Genomic DNA, 23,742 nt, shown 5'->3' on the forward strand with positions numbered 1-23,742 from the left:
GCGATCGATGCGCAGGTGCATCAGATACACGTTGTACGGGTTCCACTGCGACATCGTGAAGTAGATCTCGCCGTTCTTGTTCCACGGATGGAAGTAGCCGCCGTACAGGGCCGGGTAGTCGGTGGAGCTCGCGACGGTCTGCGCCGGCGTCCACGGTCCCTCAGGGCTCTGCGCCGTGCGCAGGACGATGTCCTCGCCGGACAGCGTCATCATCAGGAACCGCTTGCTGTAGTCGTCCCACTGCACCGACATCTCGCTCATCGGCGCATCCATCACCGGCTTCGCCGCGGCTTCGTCCTTGCTCCAGGACGAGCCGTCCCAATATCGGTACGACGCCTTGTCGAGCAGCTTCTGCGCGGGGACCTTCGCCACCGAGGCCGGGCCGTTGCGGCCGTTCTGCGTGCCGAAGACGTAGATCGTGCCGCCCTTCTGCACGTACGCCTGCATCTGGAAGGGATCATGCCCGTCCGGGTTGTCCCAGCGGGTGTCGGATACGGTCCAGGTCTCGCCGTCGTCGTCGGAGTAGGCGATGCCGGCATGGTTCGTGTCCCACACGCCGGGAGGTCCCCACTGGCGTACCGACATGAAGCCCAGGTACTGACGTCCGCCGACCGAGATGCCCGACGTCGGGATGACCGTGATCTCGTCGCCGTTGATCTTCTTCGAGGGGATGATCTGCTTCGCGATCCCCGCTGGATCCTGCACGGCGTGATCCAGCAGCATCCCATCGGACAGGTCGGTGTCGCTCGAGCGCAGCAGCACGTTGCTGCGCCAGTTGCCGTTCGGCGGCGCACCTCCGCCCGGACCCGTCCAGGAATTGCCGAAGGTGTCGCCGAAGGCGGCGAGCACGTGGCCGGATCCGTCGTCCCACAGGATTCCGAGGTCGGTGGACTTCACATCCCACTGGCCCCAGGTGTTGCTGGGCGCATCCGGACCGGTCACCTTCGAGACGACCGTCGCCGGCGTCGCGGCCGACGTCGCGACGGCGGAAGGCGAGGCCGTCGCCACCAAGGCGAGCGCGGTCAGGGAGGCGGCCGCGGCGCCGGCCGCGATCCTCGTGAAGGGCTTCATCGCCCTCTCCTTTCTTCGCGTCGCCGGCGGTCGCCGCGCGACGGGTTCAGCTGCGCGGTTCGCGCGGGGGAGTGGAGCCCAGATCCGGCACCGGGGCGGTTCCTAGGTGCACCTCCATGTCGGAGGCGCTGGGCGACTTCGGGCGCCGGGCCGTGGGCCGGTCCAGGTAGAACATCGCGGTGGAGGCGATGTCGTCCCGCAGGGGCAGATACCGCCAGCCGCTGCGCCACCCGAGTGCCTGGATGTCGACCTTGGGCAGCCCGGTGGAGAAGTGGATCGGATCCGCGAGATGCCAGCGGTACATGCCGAAGCGCTGCTGCGAGACGTAGAGGCCGTCGGGGCGGATCACCTGCGGCATGCCGAGGTAGGGGGTGGAGAACGCGGTGTATCCCTGGCCGGGGATGTCGAAGTTCCACGCGCCGCCGAAGTAGTCCTCGGTGCCGGTGCCGCAGATCGTGGGGTGGTCGGTGTCGTCGTCCAGGTAGAACTTGATCTCGCCCTCGCCCCACCAGCCGTTGGAGTTCACGCCCCAGGCGATGTAGGTGCCGACGTACTGGCCCTGGCCCTCGACGCCCTCCAGGATCGTGTGCGGGATGAGCTCCTCGAGCGGGTTCGAGCGCCGCCACTGCGCGTGGAAGTAGCCGTCGGCGGAGTAGTCGCCGCCGATCTCGTAGGTGACCTGGTAGTAGACGCGCACGTCGACGACCGAGGTGTTCTCGATGGTCAGCCGCGCCCCCTCCCGGAACGGCATCGGCCAGTACGAGTTGAATCCGCCGTGCGGGTTGGCGGCGATCACCTGCGAGTTCACCTGCGCGAACACGCCCCAGCCGTTGCAGAAGAAGTCTCCGTAGGGCACCTCGACGGCAGGCTCGTCGGCACCGTCCCAGTACGCCCGCAGGACGAGGGTGCGCCAGTTGTCGGTGTGCGTGGTGATCCAGATGTGCGTGATCCTGCCGGGGCCGTCGATCGCGGCGAGATCGAACGTCTCGCCCGCCTTGATGTCGACGCTCGGCGAGATCTTCCATCCCGGCCCCAGGTCGCGGGCGCAGTCGGCCCCCGTCCCCTCGGTCGCCCTGGCGCCGCCGCCGACCGAGCCGTCGAAGTTCTCCGGCGAGATCGATCGGGTCTGAACGCGTCGCAGGGCCGAGACGGCGGTGAGATCGGAAAGCGTCATGACGGGGCACATCCTCGAGGGGGGTGGGTGGATCCGCGCGGGACTCGCGACGGTGCGTGCGGCCACCCTACCGATTCGCCGCCACTGTTGCAATCGATTTCATCACGATAGTGTGTCCTGACGGACAACAGAAGGCAGGGCGGGATGGCGACCATCTACGACGTGGCGCGTCTCGCCGGCGTGTCTCCCGCGACCGTGTCGCGCGTGTTCAACGGGGTGGGCGTCTCGGAGGAGAAGGTCGTGGCCGTGCGCCAGGCGGCGGCGCAGCTGAAGTTCTTCCCGAACCGCACCGCCCGGACGCTCCGGCGGCAGAGCTCCGAGGTGATCGCGCTCGTGATCCCCGACATCGAGAACCCCTACTTCACCGAGATGGCCCGCGGCGTCGAGGACGTCGCCTCCGAGGCGGGGTACTCGGTGGTGCTCTGCAACTCCGACGCCCAGGTCGAGAAGGAGCAGACCTATCTGCGCATCGCGATCGCCGAGCACATGTCGGGCGTGATCCTCGCGGCGGCCTCCGACCGCACCAGCCTGGACGAGATCATGGCGGCGGGCCGCCCCGTGGTGGCGGTCGACCGCACCACGGGCTACGACATCGACGGCGTGATGATGGCGAACCGCGACGCCGGGCGCAGCGCGACCGAGCAGCTGATCGAGGCCGGCTACAGCCGGATCGCCCACATCGCCGGCCCGGAGCACATCGAGACGGCGCTCGAGCGCGCCGACGGGTGGCGCGCCGCTCTCAAGGCCCATGATCTGCCGGTGGATCCGGAGCTGCTGCGGTTCTCGACGTTCCGGGTGGACGGAGGGCGCGAGACCATGGCGGAGCTGCTGGCGCTGCCCGAGCCGCCCGACGCCGTCGTCGCCGGCAACAACCTCATCGGCGTCGGCGCGATCCAGGTGCTCACCGAGCGGGGACTCACCCCGCCTGCGATGGGCGTCGCGGTCGTCGGATCGCTGCCGTTCACGACGCTGTCGCCGAGCGTGGTCACCGTCGTGCGCCTGCCCGCGCGCCACATGGGCGTGACCGCGGCGCGGATGCTGCTCGACCGGATCGGCGGCGACGACCAGCCCGCCCGCACCGTCGTGCTGCGCAACGAGATCCAGGCGGCGACCGTCTCGCGCTGACCCCCGCTCAGGAGTGCCACAGGCGGTCGGCCAGCGCCGCCACATCCTTGTCGAGCGCCGAGACCTTCACGTCCACCGCGTCGAAGCGGGCGTTCATCTCGGCGCGGAGCCCCTCGAACGCGCTGTTCATGGCGTCGAACCTGCTGTCCATGGCCTCGAACCTGCCGTGGAACCTGCCCTCGAGGCCCTCGAGCCGTCCGTCGATGGCCTTCGTGAGAAGCGTCGTCATCAGCGTCATGCCGCCGAGCATGATCGCCGTGAAGACCCCGATCAGGGTCCACACCTGCGGTTCGGTCATGTCCATGCCTCCAGTCTCTTCGGTCGTTCCGAGCGTGTCATCAGCCAAAGGTCTCGAAGTCGGTTTCACGGAATCAGGGGAGGAATGGTGCTGATCGGGTGCTGTGGAGGACGATCGCGAGGCGATTGCGCTTGAAATCGATTTCGCGTAGTGTGATCGCCGTCCGGCCAGGACGAGCGATCGAGGAGGATGCGCGTGCGGTGCACGATCGGTGTCGACATCGGCACCTCCAGCAGCAAGGGCGTCCTCGTCGACGCCGAGGGCGTGATCCTCGCCCAGGCGACGCGGACGCACGAGGTGAGCCGCCCGCGCACCGGCTGGGTCGAGATGGACGGCCGGGTCTGGTGGGACGAGTTCGTCTCGCTCGCCCGGGAGCTGCTCGCCGCGGTGCCGGACGCCGAGGTCGCGGCGGTCGGCGTGAGCGGCATGGGCCCGTGCATCCTGCTGGCCGACGAGGACGGCGAGCCGGTGCGCCCGGCGATCCTGTACGGCGTCGACACCCGGGCCGGCAGCCAGATCGCGCGCATGACGGAGGATCTCGGCGTCGACGAGATCACACGCGTGGGCGGATCCGTGCTCACCTCGCAGGCGGGCGGACCGAAGATCCTCTGGATCCGTGACGAGGAGCCGGAGGCATGGGGGCGGGCGCGCCGGCTGTTCATGCCGGCCTCGTGGCTCGCACACCGCCTCACGGGCGCCTACGTGCTGGACCACCAGTCGGCGAGCCAGGTCTCACCGCTCTACGACATCGAGCGCGAGCGCTGGCACGACGCGTGGTGGGAGCGCTACGCGGCCCCCCTCGCGCAGCCCGCACTGCGGTGGGCCGGCGACGTCGCGGGTGCGGTGACGGCGGAGGCCGCGGCACTCACCGGGATCCCCGAGGGCACGGCCGTGATCGCCGGCACCATCGACGCGTGGACCGAGGCGGTCAGCGTCGGGGCGCACGGCGTCGGAGACCTCATGCTGATGTACGGCACGACCATGTTCCTGGTGGCGACGGGCGAGCAGACGCTGCGCACCCCCTCGATGTGGACCACGGCCGGGGCGTTCGCCGGCACGCGGAACCTCGCCGGCGGGCTGTCCACCTCCGGCGCGCTCACGGGGTGGCTGAAGGAGCTCACGGACTCCGACTACCCGCAGCTGCTCGCCGAGGCCGAGGCCTCGGGGCCGGGCGCGCGGGGGCTCGTGATGCTGCCGTACTTCGCGGGGGAGCGCACGCCGATCCAGGATCCGGACGCACGGGGCGTGATCGCGGGCCTCACCCTCGCGCACGGCCGGGGCGACCTGTACCGCGCTGCACTCGAGGCGACGGCGCTCGGCGTGCGGCACAACGTGCAGACCATGCGCGACGCGGGAGCGGAGATCCGCCGCATCGTCGCGGTGGGCGGAGGTACGCAGGGCCGGCTCTGGCTGCAGATCGTCTCGGACGTCACCGGGCTCGTGCAGGAGGTGCCGGAGATCACGATCGGCGCGAGCTACGGGGCCGCGTTCCTCGCGGCCGGTGCCGTCGCGGAGCATGCCCCGAGGATCGACGAGTGGAACCTGGTCGTCACGACGATTGTCCCGGATCCGTGTCTCGCCCCGCTCTACGACGCGCTCTACGACCGCTATCTGCGGCTGTACGCCGGCACCGCCGGCGTCGTGCACGAGCTGGCCGCGCAGCAGAAGGCCGACGACGCGAAGGAGGCGTCCGCATGACGCGCCGTGCCCGCCCGATCCCGCACACCTCCGAGCGGGCCGCGTTCCTGCTCGGAGGCGTCGGCACCGGCAACGTCTCGCTCGGCGCACGCGGCGAGCTGCGCGACTGGGAGCTCGAGAACCACCCGGACAAGGACCGCCGCAACCCCCGCACCTTCTTCGCGATCCACGCCGCCCCCGAGGGCGCGGAGCCCGTCACGCGCGTGATCGAGGCGCGCATGACGGGGCGCCGCGACCTCGACGCGGGCTTCTCGTTCGACGACCTCGCCGGCCTGCCGCGCCTGAACGCCGCGACCATGCACGGCGAGTACCCGGTGGTGGACATCGACTTCGCCGACCGCGCGCTGCCGGTCGAGGTGTCCCTGCACGCCTTCACCCCGCTCGTGCCGCTCGATGCCGACGCGTCCGGCATCCCGGCGGCCGTGCTGCGCTATCGGGTGGTCAACCCCGGGACGGTGCCCGTCGCGGTCACCGTCGCAGGCAGCGTGTCGCACACGGCGGGGCGCGGCGAACCCGGTCCGGACGCTCCCTGGGGCATGCGCGGCACGCAGACCGTGCGGTGGCGCGACGACGGCGTCGTGCGCGGCCTGGACTTCGGCATCGACCTGCCCGAGGACGACCCGGGCTACGGCACGCTCGCCCTCACCACGACAGACCCTTCGATCACGGCCAAGCCGCAGTGGGTGACGAGCTACTGGCCCGACGGCGCCCGCATGTTCTGGAGCGACCTGACGGCCGACGGACTGCTCGCGCCCGAGCCGCGGCTGACCCTGGAGGACCGCCCGCGCGGCCTCTTCGCCGAGCGGGACGCGGATCCCGACGCCCCGCCGCTCACCGAGGAGGAGATGCTCGCCCGGCTTCCCCGGCTGCGCACCGGATCCCTGGGCATCGTGCACACGCTCGCGCCCGGCGAGGCGCGCGACTTCGAGTTCGTGCTGAGCTGGTCGTTCCCGAACCGGCGCCGCGGCTGGCACGGGCACATCATCCTCGACGACCGGGCGGAGGATCCGTCGCTGTCGCCGATCGTGCGCAACCACTACGCGACGCTCTGGCCGGACGCCTGGTCGGCCGCGACCCACCTGCACCGCGAGCTGCCGGCGCTCGAGGCGGCGACCGATGCGTTCGTCGAGGCGCTGTACGGAGGCACTCTGGATCCGGTTCTCGCGGACGCCGTGGGGGCCAACATCGCCGCCGTGCGCTCCACGACCTGCTTCGTCGTGGCGTCGCCGAACCCGGCCCTCGGGGAGGGGTCGGTGTTCGCGGCCTGGGAGGGCTCCTTCGACCACGGCGGATCCTGCGAGGGCACCTGCACGCATGTGTGGTCGTATGCGCAGACCGCGGCCTGGCTGTTCCCGAGCCTCGAACGCAGCGCCCGGCGCCCCGAGTACCTGCTCGAGACCGACGCCGAGGGGGCGCAGAGGTTCCGCGGCAACCGGCTCTTCGGATCCGCTCCGTGGTACATCGGTCCCGCCGTCGACGGGCAGCTCGGCACCCTCGTCCGCCTGCACCGCGAGTGGCGCTTCTCGGGCGACGACGGGTTCCTGCGCGAGCTCTGGCCGGCCGCGGTCCGCACGCTCGACCACGCGACGCGCGAGTGGGACCGCGACGGCGACGGCCTGCTCGACGGCGAGCTGCACAACACCTACGACATCGAGTTCCACGGGATCGACCCCCTCGCCAACGGGGTCTACCTCGCCGCCCTCCGCGCCGGAGCGCGCATGGCCGCCCACCTGGGGGAGACGGACCGGGCGCGGGGCTGGACGGCGAGAGCCGACCACGTCGCCGGCGCGATGGACGACGTGCTGTTCAACGGGGAGTACTACCGACAGGTGATCGACGATGTCGACGCGCACCGCTACCAGTACGGAGAGGGCGTGCTCTCGGACCAGCTGCTCGGGCAGTTCCACGCCTGGGTGAACGGTCTCGGCGCGCTGCTGCCGGCGCCGCACCTCGACTCCGCGCTCGCCGCGATCGTCGCGCACAACCACCGCGACGACCTCTCGGCGCACGAGAGCACGCAGCGGGTGTACGCCCTGAACGACGAGGGCGGGCTGCTGCTCGCCTCCTGGCCGAGCGGTGGACGCCCGGCGATCCCGTTCGTCTACTCCGACGAAGTGTGGACGGGCGTGGAGCACCAGGTCGCAGCGTCGCTGCTGTACGCGGGGCGGGCGGATGACGCGCTGCGCATCGAGCGCACGCTGCGCGCCCGCTACGACGGGGTGCACCGCAACCCGTGGAACGAGATCGAGTGCGGCAACCACTACGCCCGCTCCCTCGCGTCGTGGGCGCTGCTGCTCGCGGCGAGCGGCGTCCAGTGGGACGCGCCCGCGCGCACCCTGTCGTTCGCGCCCGTGGCCGGCGCCTTCGCCGACGGCGCCCCGGCGCGGTTCCTGTTCACCACGGGCACCGGCTGGGGCCGCGCCGAATCCGACGGCGCCGCGCTGACGCTCCACCTCGACGGCGGGACGCTCGACCTCGCCGGACTGCGCCTGCACGGCACGGAGCTCGCGCAGGACGTCCGTCTCGCCGCCGGCGAGACCCGCACCTTCCTTCCGCCCGACGGAACGGCATCCGCCGACGTGACCACCATCCAGCAACGGAGAATCCCATGAGCTACGCCATCCCTGCCCCGACCGAGCGTCCCGCGTCGGCGCCGAAGACCGCCTACCTGATCACCTCCGGCGACCTCCGCGAGTCGGCGAACGTCGCGGGGTGGCCGGTGCAGGCTGCGACCGAGGCGGCGATCACCGCCGCCTTCGAGGATCTCGGCTGGACCGTCATCCGCCCGTTCGGCGTGGATCCGGCCACCGGCCACGGCTATATCTCGAGCCAGCGCATGGGCATGGAGGTGTTCACGAAGATCCCCGTCGACGCGCCCCTCATCGTCGCGACCGCGAACTGGCAGTACTCGCACCACGTGCTGGCCGGCCTCCGCACCCACCAGGGCCCGATCCTCACCACCGCCAACTTCGCACCGGACTGGCCCGGCCTCGTCGGGCTGCTCGGCCTCAACGCCGGCCTCACCAAGATGGGCAAGCCCTATTCCACGATCTGGTCGGTCGACTTCACCGACCCGTGGTTCCGCGCGGGGCTGAAGGAGTGGACCGAGGCCGGCCGCATCACGCACGACGCCTCGCACGTGCGGTCCCTGCCGGAGCTCCCGGACAGCCCGGAGAAGCAGCTCGGCGAGGCCCTTGCCGCGCAGCTGCTCGCCGACAAGGCCATCATCGGCGTGTTCGACGAAGGCTGCATGGGCATGTACAACGCCATCTTCGACGACGAGCTGCTCAACAGGACCGGCATCTACAAGGAGCGCCTGTCGCAGTCCGCGCTGTACGCCGAGATGCTGACGGTGACCGACGCCGAGGCCGACGCCGCCTTCGACTGGCTCGTCGCGCACGGCATGACCTTCCGCTTCGGCGAGGATGCGGCGACCGAGCTCACCCGTGAGCAGGTGCAGTGGCAGCTGAAGATGTACATCGCGGCCCTCCGCATCGCCGACGACTTCGGGCTCGACGCCGTCGGGATCCAGTACCAGCAGGGCCTGAAGGATCTGGTCCCCGCGTCGGATCTGGCCGAGGGGATCCTGAACTCGACCGAGCGTCCGCCGGTGACCTCGCGGGACGGATCGCGGATCCTCCACGAGGGTCGCGCGTTCCCGCACTTCAACGAGGCCGACGAGGGCGTCGCCGTCGATGCCCTGGTCACGGACCGGGTGTGGCGGGCGATGGGGCTGGTGCCCGACAACACCCTGCACGACGTGCGCTGGGGCGAGGACTACGACGGCGAGTTCGTCTGGGTCTACGAGATCTCCGGATCCGTCCCCGCCTCGCACCTGGGCGGCTGGCAGAACGCGGAGGGCTGGCGGCAGGGGCACGTGTTCTTCCCGGCCGGCGGCGCCACGATCAACGGGGTGTCCCGGCCCGGCGAGGTCGTGCTCTCGCGCATCTTCATCGCCGACGGGGTGCTGCAGGCCGACGTGTTCCGCGCAACGGTCGTGGAGCTTCCCGCGGAGGAGACCCAGCGTCGCAAGGACGCCACGAACCCGGAGTGGCCGATCGCGCACGTCGTGCTGCACGGCCAGAGCCGGGACCAGTTCATGGCCCGGCACAAGGCCAACCACGCGCAGCTCGTCTACGCGCCGGACGCCGAGACCGCCGACAAGGCCCTCGTCGCGAAGGCCGCGATGCTGGACGGCATGGGGATCCGCGTCAACCTCGTCGGCGAGGTGAACGTCTGACGCCGCCCCGCGGGTGAGCCCAGGCGAACCGCGGTGAACCGCAGTGAACGACGGTGGCGAGCGGGGAGCCGCCGTGGCTCACGCGCGCGGGAGCAGCCCTGCCACGAGCGCGTCCACGACGTCGTCGGTCGGCGTCGCCGGGTCGATCGACGACGTGAGTCGGTCGAACACGAGGCCCTCGATCGCGTAGTGGAACAGCGCGATCTCCGCGCGGCCGCCGGGGAGGCCCGCGGCCTCGTTGAACGCGACGTCGCCCTCGAAGCCCGCACGCTGCCACTCCTGGAGCGCCGCGGCGAGCTCGGGCCGCCGCGCCGCCTCGAGCCGCAGTTCGAACAGCGCGAGCGTCACCTCGCGCTCGGCGACGAGGCGACGCACGATGTCGCGCAGGTAGTCGGCGAACAGCGCGGGACTCGGGGTCTGGGAGGCCCGCCGGGCGAGATCCTCCGGAGTCGGGGCGAGGCGCTCGCCGATCCGCTCGAACAGGCCGGCGATGAGCGCCCGCCTGCTGCGGAAGTAGTTCGAGGCGGTGCCGGTGGGCACGTGCGCCTCGTCGTCGATCGCGCGGTGCGTGAGCCCGCGCGATCCCTCACGCGCCAGCACCGCGATGCCGGCATCAGCCAGCGCGGCGCGGCGGGCTTCGTTCTTGGCCATGACCTCAGAGTAGCGCAACCACAACATCTGTTGTAGTCTCCAATCACTGCATCTGTTGTGAATGGTGCCCCAGGATCGGAGGACCTATGCGAGAGCTCACCTATTACGTCGCCGTCAGCCTGGACGGCTTCATCGCAGGCCCCGAGGGGCAGTTCGACGCCTTCCTGCTCGAGGGCGACCACATGGCCGCCCTCACCGGCCGGTTCGCCGACGCGATCCCGACGTCCTTCGCCCAGGCGCTGGGCATCGCCCAGGAGCGCTCGACGTTCGACACCGTGCTGATGGGGTGGAACACCTACGCGGTGGGCCTCCCCGACATGCCCTCCCCGTACGCGCACCTGCGCCAGGTGGTCTTCACCCGGCGGGATCCGGATCCGGTCGACGGCGTCGACTTCACGGACGCCGATCCCGTCGGTGTCGTGCGCGAGCTCAAGGCGCAGGACGGGGCGGGGATCTGGCTGTGCGGCGGCGGCGCGCTCGCCGCATCGCTCGCGAGTGAGATCGACCGCCTGGTGCTCAAGGTCAACCCCGTGCTGTTCGGCGACGGGATCCCGGTGTTCGGCCGCGGCGGGTATGCGCCGTCGGCGTTCACGCGCACGGCCGCCACGGCCTTCGCCTCGGGGGTCACCCTCCTGGAGTACGCGCGCTCCTGAACGCGCAGAGCGGTGCGCCTGCAGGACCGCGCGACGGATGCAGGACGCCAACGACGGATCCGTCCTGCATCCGTCGCAGCGTCCTGCATCCGTCCGCCCTTGAACCGGATCCCGGGAGGGGCGAGGATCGGATCCATGGCGACGATCGACGACGTCCGTGCTCTGGCCCTCGCCCTGCCCGGCGTCGAGGAGCGCACCGGCGGGCACACCGGCGCGCCGGCCTGGCGCTGCAACGGGGGACAGATCGCCTGGCTGCGCGGCCCGCGGAAGACGGATCTGGCCCAGCTCGCCGCCCTCGACCGCACCTGGCCGGAGGGGCCGGTGCTGGCGGTGCGCACCGAGACCGCCGCCCTCGCCGGGGAGCTGATCGCGGCGGATCCGGATGTGTTCTTCACCATCCCGCACTTCGACGGCTATCCCGCCGTGCTGCTGCGGCTCGACGCGATCACGCCCGACCATCTCGGCGAGATCATCGCCGATGCCTGGCTGCTCCGCGCCCCCAAGGCGGTCGCCCGGCGGTGGCTGGACGAGCGCGGGCTCGACTGAGGGCGCAGTAGCACGGCGGTCCTGCCGCTGCGCCGGTCAGGCGGGAGGCAGGCGCAGGATCGGGCCGGACTCGCCGACCGACAGGTCGTCGACGGTGCGGAGCGTGCGGGCGATCTCGTCCACGGCGGCGATCACCGTGCCGAAGCGCTCCCGGTCGGCGCACACCGCCTGCAGGGTGATGAGGTGCGTGCCGGTGTCCCAGGTGTAGGTCGCGAACGGCGGCGCGCCCTGCTCGGCGGGCAGCGGCACCACGAGCTTCTCGCCCGCGCCGAGGTACGGGTTGCGGAACTCCTCCGTGTCGTCGTACTCCATCGGCATCATGGCCCGCGCCGTGCGCAGCTGGGGCGTGAGCTCCTGCGCGCTCGCCATCGCCACGATCAGCTCCGGCTCCGCCTTCCAGGTCCACACCAGCACGCGTCCGTCGGCCTTGCGCATGAGGAACGGCGCGGCCTGGCTGAGCGCCCACGCGCCGAACCCCGACCCGGGGCGCGGCGTCGCGCCGACCGCTCCGCTGAACTGCCCCAGCAGCATCCCGATCGCGGCCTTGCGGTGTCGCCGGCCGCGGAAGCCCAGGGATCCGGTCACGGGGATCCAGCGTTCGGGGTCGGCGTCGGCGGCAAGGCGCATGCTCAGAGCGTACGGGTCGCAGGTGAGCGCGAGCCGTGCGTCCCCGCGGCAACCGTTCTCAGGACGGGTGCGCCCGGAGGGGTCGCGAGCCTGGCGAGATCGCCGTCGGGGGTCGGATCCCCTCCGAGAACGGCCGCCGTGAAATATGTTCATCGGCTCTACTATTCGGATGGGAAAGCGTATACCGTAGGGCGCGAATCCTTCCCCGATCGACCCGGAGGCCGACGATGTCCCCCCTTGAGATGAACCGCCGCACCGTGCTCGGACTGCTCGGAGCAGGCGCACTCGTCACGCTCGCAGGCCAGTCCGCGAGCGCACGCACACCCGGAGTCGCCTTCGCGGCGACCGACGATCCGCTCGCGAGCCTCATCGAGCGTCGCCGGATCATGCTCGCGGGGGACGGCAGCGCGGCGTCTGTGCCCGAGCTCGCCGGCGTGCTGAGCACCATGAGCGCGAACGCCTCCGCATCGTGGACCGCGATGGTGCGCCCAGCGGCGTCGCCGGGCATCTGGAGCGACCTGCCGCTCGCCGGGGTGAGCGGCACCGTGCTGTCCGGCAACATGGGCGTGACCTTCAATCGCCTCTTCGACCTGGCGCTCGCGTACTCGACAGCGGGATGCGACCAGCACGGCGATGCCGCGCTCGCGGGCGATCTCGTGGCGGCGCTCGCCTGGCTCAGCGCGAACGTCTACAAGGCCGGCGCCTCGCCGGTCGGCAACTGGTGGTTCTGGGAGATCGGCGTGCCGCGCAAGGCCGCCGACATCTGCGTCCTGCTGCACGACGCGGTCCCCGCCGACGTGCGCACGGCTCTCCTCGCCGCCGTCCGGTACTTCACCCCCGACCCGAACTGGCGGGGCCGCGGGACGAGCCTGGCGGAGACCGGCGCGAACCGCACCGACAAGGCGCTGTCCTGTGCGCTGCGGGGGATCCTCGACGCGCGTCCGGACGAGATCGCCCTCGCTCGCGACGCCCTCAGCGACACCGTGCGGTCGGGGAAGAACAGCGTGTTCGGATACGTCACGAGCGGCGACGGCTTCTACGCCGACGGATCCTTCGTGCAGCACACCGCCCTGCCCTACGTCGGCACCTACGGCGTGGTCACCCTCGGCGGCATCGCCGAGATCCTCGGCCTGCTCGGCGGCAGCGACTGGGACGTGACGGATCCGAAGAAGTCGGTGATCCTCGACGCCGTCGAGGCCTCGTACGCCCCCTTCATCTGGAACGGCCGGATGATGGAGGCCGTGCGAGGCCGCGCCGTGTCGCGCCAGGCCGAGCCCGACTACGTCGACGGCGCGGCGGCGATCACCGCGATCCTGCTGCTCGCGCAGGGCGCGGGCGAGCCCTACCGGAGCCGCTACCTCTCGCTCGTGAAGGGCTGGCTGCTGCGCTGCACCGACGAGAAGCTGTACGGCCTGCCTACGCAGACCGTGGCGAAGTCGCTCCTGGTCACCTCGATCCTCGGCGACGACAGCGTGACCCCCGCCGACGCGCCCGTGTCGACGAAGGCCTTCGGCGATCAGGACCGCCTGGTGCACCACCGGCCGGGCTTCAGCGCCGTCGTCAACCTCTCGTCGAAGCGGATCGGCCGCTACGAGTGGGGCAATCGCGAGAACAACCTGGGCTGGTACCAGGGCGACGGACTCACCTTCTTCTACAGCTCCGCGGATCCCGCGCAGTACAGCGCCGACTTCTGGCCGACCGTCGACCCGTACCGCTTGCCGGGCACGACGGTGACGGCGGCGCCCCGCACGAACGGCGCCGCCGACGGCACCGGCATCCCCCGGGCGTTCCAGGCGTTCGGCGGCGGACTCGCCCTCGACGGCCGCTGGGGGATCCAGGGCATGGACCACCTCAACTTCGACAAGTCGCTCAGCGGCCGCAAGTCGTGGTTCTTCCTCGACGACAAAGTCGTCTGCCTCGGGGCCGCGATCGCCTCGGCCTCCGGCTACGACGTGTTCACCACGATCGACAACCGCTCCTTCGCGCCCGGCGGGGTGCCGAACGTGCGCACCGACAACCGCAACCGTGTGCTCACCGCCGCGGACGGCGCGATCGCCGTGAAGCGCAACGTGCACATCATGGGTCACGGCGGCTACGTCTTCCTCAAGGGGGAGAACGTGGCCGGGACGATCGACGTGCAGGTCGTCCCGCGCTCGGGCGACTGGCAGAGCATCAACTCAGGATCCGACACCGGCGGCACGACGGAGGTCAAGAACCGCGACTACGTGACGATCACCCACCACCACGGCACGGATCCGACCGCCGGTGGCTACGCGTACATCGTGCTGCCGAACGTCGCGCACTCGGTGACGTTCACCGAGTCGGACGCGCCGACCGTCGAGGTCGTCGCCAACAACGCTCAGGCGCAGGCGATCCGGGTGGCGGGGCAGGGCCTGACGCTCGCCAACTTCTTCCAGGCGACGCCCTCCGGCGGCGCACCGGCCTCCGGCGTGACCGTGAGCGGGCCGTGCTCGCTCGCGGTGCGCACCGACGGCGGCCGCACGACCGTGGCACTCTCCGATCCGAGTCGCACCCAGAAGACGGCGCGCGTCGTGCTCGCCGGGGTCGCCGAGTCGACCGTGATCGAGGGCGACGACGGGGTGCGGGTGGTCGGGACGGCCCCCCTCGCGCTCGAGTTCGACCTCGACGGCCACGGGCACGCGAAGCGGATCGTGCTCGGATCCTGAGCCGGGTCGCGGGGGCGGTGCCCGGCGCGCCGCCCCCGCACCGTTCCCCGTCGCCCGCGGCCTCGCCGCGCCGCCGCCGGATCCGCCTCCGCGGCATCCTCAGCGCGCTCGGGTAGAGTGGCCAGCGCCCGATCCAGGCCATCTCCGCGGGGTTCGAGCGGCCGATGTGCTTCGACAAGCTCAGCAACCGGTCGACGGCGCCGCGGCCCAGCAGAAGGCAGCAACCACGTGACCTCCTCCGGCGATCATCGCCCCTCGGACAGCCCCGACTCCGGCGCGCCCGAACCCGTCTCCGCTCCGGCCGACGCTCCGCGCCCCCTGCGGATCCTGATCGGCGCGGACACCTTCTGGCCCGACGTGAACGGTGCCGCCCGGTTCACCGAGCGCCTCGCCGCCGGGCTCGTGCAGCGCGGCCACGACGTGCACGTCGTCGCCCCGAACCAGGCGTACCGCACCGCGAAGCCCCGCACCGAGGTGATCGAAGGCGAGGCGATGACCCTGCATCGGCTGCCGTCGGTGCGCTGGGCCCCGCACGACTGGCTGCGGTTCGTCTGGCCGTGGCGCTCCAAGCACTACGCGCGCAAGGTGCTCGACGAGGTGCAGCCCGACGTGGTGCACATCCAGTCGCACATCGTGATCGGCCGCGGACTCTCGCGCATCGCCCACCAGCGCGGCATCCCGGTGATCGCGACCAACCACGTGATGGCCGAGAACATCCTCGACCACACCACCATGCCGAAGTTCATCGACGACATCGTCCTCAAGCTCGCGTGGGCCGACGCTGCGCGCACGTTCGCGCTCACCCGCGCCGTGACCACGCCGACCCGGCGGGCCGCCGACTTCCTCGAGCGCACGATCGACGTCGAGGACGTGATCCCGGTCAGCTGCGGCATCGACCGCACCCAGTACTCGCCCGTCATCGGCCCGCGCGAGAAGAACCGGATCGCGTTCGTCGGCCGCCTCACGGCCGAGAAGCAGGTGGACGTCATCCTCAAGGCGATGACGAAGCTGGATCCGGCTCTTGACGTCACCTTCGACATCGTGGGCGGGGGAGACCAGCGCAAGCAGCTCGAGGCCCTCGCGCAGCAGCTCGGGCTGGGGGGCCGGGTCACCTTCCACGGGCGCACCACGGACGCGGAGCTGCGCGCTCTGCTGAGCCGCGCCTCGCTCTTCGTGATCGCCTCGATCGCCGAGCTGCAGTCCATCGCCACCATGGAGGCGATGGCGTCGGCACTGCCGATCGTCGCCGCCGATGCCGTCGCGCTGCCGCACCTGGTGCACGACGGGGAGAACGGCTACCTGTTCGAGCCCGGCAACGTCAACGAGCTCGCCGCGCGTCTCACCGACGTGCTCACCGCGGATCCGGCCGAGTACGAGCGCATGCAGCGCGCCTCGCTCGACGGCGTGGCCGTGCACGACATCAACCGCACGCTGGACACCTTCGAGGCGCTGTACCGCGACGAGCCGCTGCCGGAGTAGGCCGGGATGCACATCGTCTTCTTCGCCGACCAGCACGCCGAGTCGCTGGGCGGCGCGCAGGTCTCGATGCGCCTGCAGCGCAAGTACCTCGAGCGCGCCGGGCACACGGTGACGATCGTCGCGCCGCGCATGCACGCGGCGCGCGGCGGGCAGCACGGCGTCGCCGATCCCGGCTACGTCGACCTGCCCTCGATCCCGATCACGGCCGACCGGGAGTACGCGATGACGTGGCCGGGGCGACGCACCGACCGCTTCCTCGACCAGGCGCTGACCCGCCGTCCGCCGGTGGATCTGGTGCACGTGCAGGCCGACTTCTGGGGCGCGTTCATCGGACACCGTTTCGCGCACCGGCACGGCATCCCCGCCGTGCACACGATGCACAACCGCGTCGACGTCGGCATCGCGGCCGTCACGCCGCTGCACCGGCCCGTGCTCGGCGCGCTGAATCTCTGGCGGCGCACGGCGCTGCGCGGGATCGGGGTGCAGCCGCGCGGCGCTGACGGGTGGGCGTATCTCGCGGGGATCGCCGCGGAGTCGCGCGCGGTGACCGCGCCGTCGGGGCACTTCGCGCATCGGCTCGAGCAGCACGGCGTGTTCGGATCCGTCGATGTGATCTGGAACGGCATCGACGACGAGGTGCGCGAGCAGGTGCTCGCCGCCGCCCTTCCACAGGGACCGGGCGCGGAGCGCGCGCCGGGCCGGCCGCGGTTCATCTGGCTGGGCCGGATGAGTCCGGAGAAGCGCCTGCTGCCGTTCCTGGAGGCTGTCGTCGCGAGCGATGTGGACGCCGACATCGAGGTGGTCGGCGGCGGGGCGCAGCTCCGCGCCGCCGAGCGGATCGCGGCCCGCGCCGGCCGGCCCCGCATCCGCTTCGCCGGACGGATCGGCTACGCCGACGTGCTCGCCCGCATCGCCGCCGCCGACGCCGTGGTGCAGACCTCGATCGGCTTCGAGACGCAGGGCATGACCCCGTTCGAGGCGGCGACCCTCGGCACGCCCACCGTCGTGAGCGATCCCGACATCGCGAGCGAGCTGCGCGGCGGGCTGTGGGCCGTGCCCTCGGCTGTGGATGAGCCCGGCCGGGTCGCCGCGCTCGCCGACACCCTGCGGATCGCTGCCGCGGATATCGCGGCCGGCCGCGCGCCGGAGCCGGATCCGCAGGTCGCCGCCGATTTCCGGCAGTCCTCGCGGACCGCGGCGATGCTCGAGGTGTACGGGCGCGCGATCGGCGGCTGAGGAGTCGGGGATGCGGGATCAGCCGGGCAAACTGGGGACGGCTCCTGGAGCGGCTCGAAGGCGTTTTGAGCGTTTTGCGTAGCGACGTGGAACGACAACTCCCGCGGAATCATGCGGGTTCTCGAGACCAGGACGACATCAAATGACGTCCAAAAACAGCCAACTGCGAATGGAATGTGGTCAAAATGCGGGCAAGAAGCTCCTACAGAGGAGCATCTTTGGCCCGTGCTAGAAGCGAATGCAGTCGAGACTGCATTGCACCTAGTAAAAAGAAGCCGATCTAGGGCGTGCCGCGAATCGAGGTTCGCGTACGATATCGCCTGTCGACGCTGTGGGGCTCGACGCCCCTCGTCCAGCGCTCGAGGCCTCCTCGCATGGCGCCAGGGTGCGAGCCTTTTCCTCGTTATCGGGGCTCTATTGCGCGTTGAAGGTGGTTGTCGCGAAGTGGTTTTAAACGGCGTCGCTCGCCGATCGTGCCGGCGTGCATCGCTAGTTTCGCTGCGGTGTTTGTCGCGTTCTGTGGCCAGCGAGCGATCAGCGGCCAGCCGGGTGGAGGGGCGTGTAGTAGGCAGGCGCAGCCGTCGGCATGGACAGCAACTCGCGTTCCAACCTCGCAGACTTCTGCTCCCGTGTGACACGGGCACTCTCTCGAAGGGCATCTAGGCGTTCAAACGCCAACGGGAAGTCTGACCGCATTCGCTCGTACACGAGCGGCTCGCTTTGTCTTATCGACCCGAGCCGCGCGAGGAGGCGTCGGCCGAACGACTGAGGCGTGCGTCCACGATGCTTCGCCTGCTCAGTTATCCCAATGCGTTCGACCGAGTACAGGTCCTGTCGGGTCTCTCGCTTGACATGCCTTGGGAGTCTTGGGTCGCCGGTCGAGAGAACATATCCGGTTACCCGGAAACCGTTGCGCGGTGTGCCTGCGGACATCTTCGCAAGGTTGAGAGCAAAGCCCGACTCCCCGACGATGGTGGCGACATCATCATGGCAGTCAAACAACTCCTCCCCCGACAACGTGATGTCGTCGGCATATCGAGTCACACAGAGTCCTCGCTCGCGCGCTAGGCGAAGCAAACCAATATCGATGTTTGTTGCAACCAGATTCGACAACAAAGGGGATGGAATAAAGCCGAGTGGCAGTGATCCGCCGAACGTCGTGAATGCCACAATAAACCGCGCTGCATCCTCGCCCATGCCCGCCTCAGTTAGAGCAGCCTCCACGTGGGCTGCAGATATCGAAGGGAAGAAGTTCTTGATATCAAGACGCTGTACCCACGTCGCCCCAACGTGGCACCTAGCGTTCGTATAGGCGGACCTGCCTGGTATGTATCCGTGCGCGATCTCATCGCGCCGCATGGTAGTAGCGATTGGTAGTTCGATACACCCGACCAATGCAACCAGCGCTTGGCGCAAGCCTTCGTCGCGTGGAGTGTGGACAAGGCGCTTCTTGCCGCGTATCAACAGGTGACGCGAGTGGACCGCCGCGGGGTGGGCCCTGAGACGTTGTGCGATCTCTTGCAGTGCGGAGAGACGCATGCCTATCGCGCTTGCTACGTCTGCGCTGCTACGCCAGTCGTTGAAAGACGGCACTCGGCGGTCAATTTCCAAAAAAAATCCTTCGAAAAGGGGTCGCGGAATCGCAGACCATAAATAACCGCCGAGTGCCTAGATCGATGCTAGCCGTCTGCGGAGCGTGCGGCGACCCGAGTGCTCGTTCCGGTCGAAGTCATACTCGTAGGCAACGCGGGGTGCGAGCTCGTGGGTCCAATACCGGACGCGGTACATGGTTGACGCGGATCGCCGTTCAGGCTCGAACAGACCTGCTTTGACGGCCGTCCCGAAGTCGTAGAGCACCGCATCCGCGATTGCACATCCTGGGACGTTCTTCGCACCCTGAGCAACCACCAACACACCGGGTTGATGAATCATCTCGCCGACCGTGCGCGGAGTTACGAGGCCTGCAACGGGCCGCGCATCACCCGCTCGATCGCGCGCCTTAGACACAATCGTTTCGAAGTGGGGCGCGAGCTCAGTGTGTTGCTCGAACACGAAGGCAATCGATGACATCTTGTAGCGCCTCAGGAGCTTGCTGATGATCGATACGTATAGCGACGCGTACCGCGCAGACGTTCCCGCCGTCGTGTTGCGCCGCGAATGAGCCAGGTACGTGCGAAACGGAAGGACTCGAATTCTGTCGCGGACTTGATCGCAGATCCTGACGTTCGATTCGGTAGCGTGAAACCCCGATCGGAAGGCGTCTCGGCGCGCAGGGTCGTCGTCGTACCAGAAGTTGTCGCCCAGCAGGATCTCTCCGTGGAGGGCCTCCATCGAAGACTCGACGGTCGCGCGATCGCCGTTGGCGATGACGATTGCTGCTGTCGCAGTCACAGTGGTGCTGCCGTAGTTGACCTTCGACTCATCCAAGAAGACCCAGACCGGCGCGGCGTTGCCGGTGCGATCACTGGGCGCCCATGGATCCTGGTCACCACCCGTCCACCCGGTCGTCTCGTTCACTCCGTCAATCCTCGTTTCGGTGTCCACAGGAGGCGCGAGGTCTGCATGCGAGCGGTCGTCCTCGGCGGTCGCCGTGGACTTGACCAGTTCGCGAGGCGCCGGTCGCTCACCGCCGGGACTCCTCGCGGTCAGTTCCTCGTAGAGCATCTTGGGCAGCGCCTTCCCGAACTTAGCAAACAGGCCGGCATCCCCAACAGGTTGTCTATGAAGGCGGGCGTCTCCTCTGGAACTTCCACGACAGCCTTGGTCGAGACCTTCGTCGTGGTGGCCCGCGCTCGCCGATGAATCCTCGTCGGCAACTCGATCTGATCGATAGGTTGATCACATGCCATCCCCCGCCTTCCGTCTCCGCGCAGGTGACATCGTCACACGTGCAGACCTCGTGGTGGAGTATGGCGGAAGCGTTCAGTCTGGCGGCATCGTTCCGAGCAACACGTCCAACTCCGTCTTTGTATTCACGGACCCTGCCGAGGGTCGACAGTTTGGCTACGTCTATGACGGTTTCTCTCAGGACGGGACGGTGTTCCACTACACGGGCGCAGGCCGCGATGGGGACCAGAAGCTCACTGGGAGCAACTCGCCAATCCTGACCCACGGCGAGAAGGGGCGCTCGCTCCACGCGTTCAGTGCAGCGGGCGTCGTGGTGGGGTCGAGCGCGAAGCTCCAGCGATACATCGGCGAGTTCATCCTTGACCCCGACGTGCCATTTGAGCGCATGCCAGCGCTCGATCGGAGCGGAGCACTGCGCACAGTCCTCGTCTTCCGGCTGCTGCCGGTGAGCTCGATCCCCGATGACGTCGTTGAGCTTGTCGGATACTCCGGAGTGACGCGCGAACCGAACGTCATCTCGGTTCCCGTTGAGATCAACTCAACTGAGTTTTTCGAGACGGCGGATCGCGCAGGTGGTCTGGCAGTGCGGCGCGAGTCGCAACTTGTCGACGAATTCATCGCGCATCAAGTCGGGCACACCTTCACCCGGTGGGCGATCAACCTCCCCGCGGAGCGCACCCGGCTCCTAACCGACATCTACGACGAGGCCGATCGCACTCTTTACGAAGCGAAGGCGATCGCCGGCCGTTCAGACCTCCGAATGGCGGTCGGTCAGCTCTACGACTACCGCCGACACGTGAGCGTCGACGATTTACGCTGTTCCGTACTCCTTCCCGAACGCCCCACCGCTGACCTCCGGGATCTTCTCCGCGAGGCCGGGCTTGGGCTTGCCTTCCGCGAGCAGTCAACCTTCGTGCTTGAGCCGCCCGATACCTCAGACCGAGGAGAACGGCTCCGCCAGTGACACGGCGACTTGACGTGGTGGGCGCGGTCATCGTGAACGATGAACGTGTGCTCGCTGCGAAGCGAGGGCCGAGCGGAAGCCTGCCCAACCTGTGGGAGTTCCCTGGTGGAAAGATCGAGGGCGGCGAGTCCCCGCAAGAGGCGCTTGCTCGCGAAATCGGCGAGGAATTGCTTGTGGACATCAGAGTCGGCGAGGAGATCCTGACGACGTCTCACGACTACGAGTTCGGGATCGTGACGCTGACTACCTACTACTGCGAACTCCGTGGCGGGCTTCCGCGGCTCACCGAGCACGCGGCGCTTCGCTGGCTCACGCCGGACGAACTCTTCTCCGTCGAGTGGGCGCCGGCCGACATACCCGCGGTCGAACGCGTCCGCTCGGATCTTCAAACCGAGTAGATCAGGCATCCTCTGACAGCAGGCCGCTCTACCGATCGGGCGCGACGGAGTGCTCGTTGTCGAACGGCTACTACGCGGCGCGCGCAAGAGCGGAGTCTGCAAGGTAGGCCGCCGCCTACCCATCATGACGGCGCCACACTGCGACATGGGCAGCGCTGCCCTTGCCGGTCAGGCGATCAGCGCCCCGGCCAACGCCTCCTCGACGTCCTCGCGCGAGACGCCAGGTGCCTCGGTGAGCATCGACCCGAATGTCCGCGGATCCCACACGAGTCCCAGCGCGGCGTTGGCCTCGGTGAGCACCGCGACGAGGTGGTCGACAGGACCGAACGCCAGCACCCCGCTGAGCAGGCGGGCGCCGCGCACGCCGCGCTGCGAGGTGCCGACGAGCTTGACGGCGCCGCGGGCGTTGATGCTGTACTCGCCGGGACAGTACTCGCCGGGCACCTCGCCCAGCCGGGCGTCGACGCCGAGTCCGCGCAGGGCATCGACGATCGTCCTGCCCGCCTGCGCGAAGAGGGCCGTGGGGTCGGCGTGCGCCTCTTCGCGCTCGACGAGGTCGAAGACGAGGCACGACTCGTCGTAGGCTGCGGCGCGGCCGCCGGTCGGGCGGATCGCCGGTGCGAACCCGAGGCGGTCCGCCGCGGCCACGGCGATGTCGTAGCCGGGCATCAGACTCTCCCGCCGCGTCAGCGCGAGCGTCGGCGTCGGCGTGTACAGGCGGAGCAGTCGCTGCGGCCCCTCTCCGGACGCGACCTTCCGCAGCAGCATGCCCGACCGCTCCAGGTCGTCCGGCTCCGGGGACGGCTGCCGGATCACGGCCCCGGGGATCGGGGCGAGGCGATCCCCGGACCCCACGGACGTCATGCCCAGTGCGCCGGTGCCGGGAGAGCGTGGTCGCGCACGTCGACGCCGTCCTCGTCGACGGCGGCGGTCGCGTAGAGCAGCGACTGCGTCGGATAGCCGTGCGGGCGGTTGTCGCGGATGATCGCGCGGTCGTCGGCCGGATCCAATTCCGCGGTCTCGGCGAGCAGGCGGATCCACGACTCCGGCCACTCGTCTCCCGTGGCCGGCTGCGCGCGGAACTCCGGCAGCCAGCGCGCGATCCGCGCCGTGGCCGGGTCGTCGAGGTCGTCGTGCGCGATCATGTGCACGCCGGCGGGGATGGGCGTCTCGCGCAGCGTCGCCCCGTCCCAGGACAGCACGCGAGCGCCGGCGGGGGAGACCTCGAGCAGATTGAAGCCGTGCATCCGCACGGCGCCCGATTCGAGCCGTTCGCGGAGGCCCGCGGAGGCATCGGCGACGGAGGCCAGCGCGAGCGCACCGCGGGAGACGGCCTGGTCGTCGGGAAGGTCGAGCACGTCGGCGCGGTTCAGCAGCACGGCCAGGCGCCCGGTGGCGGGATCCGCGGCGAGCCAGGCACCGCCCGCGCGACGGTCGCGGATCCCGATGACGCCGGGCCGATCCGGCCACCACTCACCGAGCGCATCCCACTCGCGCAGCGGATCCTCGTCGCGCACGGCCAGCAGCCGCGCCCCTGGTCCCTGAGCCTGTCGAAGGGCGTCGACCTCGATCACGACCGTGCACACGGGTTCAGTCTAGGCAGGCCGCCGGCGGGTGGATCCGTCCGGGGTGCCCGCGCCGGTGCCGCCATTGTGCAGGGCGCCCGCGCCGTTCGGCAGTGCGCCCGGGCTGTTCGGCAGGGCCACCGGGCCGTTCGGCAGGGCCACCGGGCCGTTCTGCAGGGCGCCCGGGCCGTTTTGGAGGGCCGGGTGGAGAGAAGCCTCGGTCTCGGAGCGGAAACTGGCGGATCCGCGGCGGCGGGCTGCCGCACAACGGCGGCGGGTCCCTGCACAACGCCGCCCGGTCCCTGCACAACGGCGCCCGCTCCCTGCAGAACGGCGGCAGGTCCCTGCAGAACAGCCGCGGGTCCCTGCACAACGCCGCCCGGTCCCTGCACAACGGCGCCCGGCCCCTGCAGAACAGCGCCCGGTCCCTGCGCAACGGCGTGGACGCCCTGCACAAGGGCGGGCACGGATGCCGGATGGCAG

Annotated in this window: 20 protein-coding genes; 11 read left to right on the forward strand and 9 right to left on the reverse strand. The window is 69.9% G+C overall.

Translation table 11 applies throughout. The features are described 5' to 3' along the window. On the reverse strand, positions 1-1,071 hold a 1,071-nt coding region (locus tag RL72_RS02405; protein WP_156156671.1), incomplete at its 3' end, for a glycoside hydrolase family 183 protein. Positions 1,072-1,117: 46 nt separating this feature from the next. Beyond that, complete coding sequence (locus RL72_RS02410) at positions 1,118-2,245, reverse strand: glycoside hydrolase family 172 protein (RefSeq protein ID WP_045249214.1); 1,128 nt, start codon at positions 2,243-2,245, stop codon at positions 1,118-1,120. Positions 2,246-2,389: 144 nt separating this feature from the next. On the opposite strand from RL72_RS02410, the gene RL72_RS02415 reads away from it, so the two are divergent. Further along, a complete protein-coding gene (locus tag RL72_RS02415) occupies positions 2,390-3,370 on the forward strand; it encodes a LacI family DNA-binding transcriptional regulator (protein WP_045249215.1) in 981 nt (326 codons plus the stop codon). Between the two features lie 7 nt (positions 3,371-3,377). Here the strand turns inward: RL72_RS02415 and RL72_RS02420 are convergent, their stop codons facing one another. Continuing rightward, complete coding sequence (locus RL72_RS02420) at positions 3,378-3,674, reverse strand: hypothetical protein (protein ID WP_045249216.1); 297 nt, start codon at positions 3,672-3,674, stop codon at positions 3,378-3,380. A 183-nt stretch (positions 3,675-3,857) separates the two neighbouring features. On the opposite strand from RL72_RS02420, the gene RL72_RS02425 reads away from it, so the two are divergent. Genes RL72_RS02425 through RL72_RS02435 form a run of 3 tightly spaced genes read left to right on the forward strand, consistent with a single transcriptional unit; the run spans position 3,858 to position 9,606 of the window. Beyond that, positions 3,858-5,366 (forward strand): FGGY-family carbohydrate kinase, encoded by a 1,509-nt coding sequence (locus RL72_RS02425; RefSeq protein WP_045249217.1) that lies wholly within the window; start codon positions 3,858-3,860, stop codon positions 5,364-5,366. After that, the gene (locus RL72_RS02430) at positions 5,363-7,978 is read left to right on the forward strand and encodes a GH116 family glycosyl-hydrolase (protein WP_045249218.1); all 2,616 of its coding nucleotides are present in this window, start codon (positions 5,363-5,365) and stop codon (positions 7,976-7,978) included. Before RL72_RS02425 ends, RL72_RS02430 begins: the two co-directional genes overlap by 4 nt. After that, the gene (locus RL72_RS02435; protein WP_045249219.1) at positions 7,975-9,606 is read left to right on the forward strand and encodes a fucose isomerase; all 1,632 of its coding nucleotides are present in this window, start codon (positions 7,975-7,977) and stop codon (positions 9,604-9,606) included. Before RL72_RS02430 ends, RL72_RS02435 begins: the two co-directional genes overlap by 4 nt. Before the next feature lie 78 nt (positions 9,607-9,684). On the opposite strand, the gene RL72_RS02440 is transcribed toward RL72_RS02435, so the two are convergent. Then, positions 9,685-10,257 carry a TetR/AcrR family transcriptional regulator gene (locus tag RL72_RS02440; RefSeq protein WP_045249220.1) on the reverse strand — a complete coding sequence of 191 codons (573 nt, stop codon included), beginning with the start codon at positions 10,255-10,257 and terminating at the stop codon, positions 9,685-9,687. Positions 10,258-10,343: 86 nt separating this feature from the next. On the opposite strand from RL72_RS02440, the gene RL72_RS02445 reads away from it, so the two are divergent. Beyond that, positions 10,344-10,910 carry a dihydrofolate reductase family protein gene (locus RL72_RS02445; RefSeq protein WP_045249221.1) on the forward strand — a complete coding sequence of 189 codons (567 nt, stop codon included), beginning with the start codon at positions 10,344-10,346 and terminating at the stop codon, positions 10,908-10,910. Between the two features lie 135 nt (positions 10,911-11,045). Beyond that, positions 11,046-11,456 (forward strand): MmcQ/YjbR family DNA-binding protein, encoded by a 411-nt coding sequence (locus RL72_RS02450; protein WP_045249222.1) that lies wholly within the window; start codon positions 11,046-11,048, stop codon positions 11,454-11,456. Positions 11,457-11,492: 36 nt separating this feature from the next. Here the strand turns inward: RL72_RS02450 and RL72_RS02455 are convergent, their stop codons facing one another. Next, complete coding sequence (locus RL72_RS02455) at positions 11,493-12,083, reverse strand: hypothetical protein (protein ID WP_045249223.1); 591 nt, start codon at positions 12,081-12,083, stop codon at positions 11,493-11,495. 227 nt (positions 12,084-12,310) lie between these two features. Between RL72_RS02455 and RL72_RS02460 the strand changes: the two genes are divergently transcribed. The 3 genes from RL72_RS02460 (at position 12,311) to RL72_RS02470 (ending at position 17,485) form a co-directional block, all read left to right on the forward strand. Next, entirely contained in the window at positions 12,311-14,770 is a 2,460-nt protein-coding gene (locus RL72_RS02460; protein WP_045249224.1) for a polysaccharide lyase 8 family protein, read from the forward strand. Between the two features lie 228 nt (positions 14,771-14,998). Then, positions 14,999-16,249 carry a glycosyltransferase gene (locus tag RL72_RS02465; protein ID WP_045249225.1) on the forward strand — a complete coding sequence of 417 codons (1,251 nt, stop codon included), beginning with the start codon at positions 14,999-15,001 and terminating at the stop codon, positions 16,247-16,249. Positions 16,250-16,255: 6 nt separating this feature from the next. Continuing rightward, positions 16,256-17,485: a glycosyltransferase family 4 protein gene (locus RL72_RS02470; RefSeq protein WP_045249226.1), complete on the forward strand. Its 1,230-nt coding sequence runs from the start codon at positions 16,256-16,258 to the stop codon at positions 17,483-17,485. 534 nt (positions 17,486-18,019) lie between these two features. Here RL72_RS02470 and RL72_RS19340 read toward each other — a convergent pair. Both RL72_RS19340 and RL72_RS02475 read right to left on the reverse strand, forming a co-directional pair. Next, a complete protein-coding gene (locus tag RL72_RS19340) occupies positions 18,020-18,844 on the reverse strand; it encodes a reverse transcriptase family protein (RefSeq protein ID WP_169748198.1) in 825 nt (274 codons plus the stop codon). 309 nt (positions 18,845-19,153) lie between these two features. Beyond that, positions 19,154-20,149 carry a hypothetical protein gene (locus RL72_RS02475; protein WP_045249227.1) on the reverse strand — a complete coding sequence of 332 codons (996 nt, stop codon included), beginning with the start codon at positions 20,147-20,149 and terminating at the stop codon, positions 19,154-19,156. Between the two features lie 178 nt (positions 20,150-20,327). Between RL72_RS02475 and RL72_RS02480 the strand changes: the two genes are divergently transcribed. Continuing rightward, positions 20,328-21,296 carry an SRA domain-containing endonuclease gene (locus RL72_RS02480; protein ID WP_052674136.1) on the forward strand — a complete coding sequence of 323 codons (969 nt, stop codon included), beginning with the start codon at positions 20,328-20,330 and terminating at the stop codon, positions 21,294-21,296. Positions 21,297-21,313: 17 nt separating this feature from the next. Beyond that, complete coding sequence (locus tag RL72_RS02485) at positions 21,314-21,694, forward strand: (deoxy)nucleoside triphosphate pyrophosphohydrolase (RefSeq protein WP_248700347.1); 381 nt, start codon at positions 21,314-21,316, stop codon at positions 21,692-21,694. A 168-nt stretch (positions 21,695-21,862) separates the two neighbouring features. On the opposite strand, the gene RL72_RS02490 is transcribed toward RL72_RS02485, so the two are convergent. Both RL72_RS02490 and RL72_RS02495 read right to left on the reverse strand, forming a co-directional pair. After that, positions 21,863-22,558 (reverse strand): lipoate--protein ligase family protein, encoded by a 696-nt coding sequence (locus RL72_RS02490; protein WP_052674137.1) that lies wholly within the window; start codon positions 22,556-22,558, stop codon positions 21,863-21,865. Continuing rightward, positions 22,555-23,280, reverse strand: a complete 726-nt coding sequence (locus RL72_RS02495) for an NRDE family protein (protein ID WP_045249229.1) — start codon at positions 23,278-23,280, stop codon at positions 22,555-22,557. Before RL72_RS02495 ends, RL72_RS02490 begins: the two co-directional genes overlap by 4 nt. Positions 23,281-23,742: the final 462 nt, after the last annotated feature.

It is taken from the genome of Microbacterium azadirachtae, from assembly GCF_000956545.1.
Taxonomy (GTDB): domain Bacteria; phylum Actinomycetota; class Actinomycetes; order Actinomycetales; family Microbacteriaceae; genus Microbacterium; species Microbacterium azadirachtae.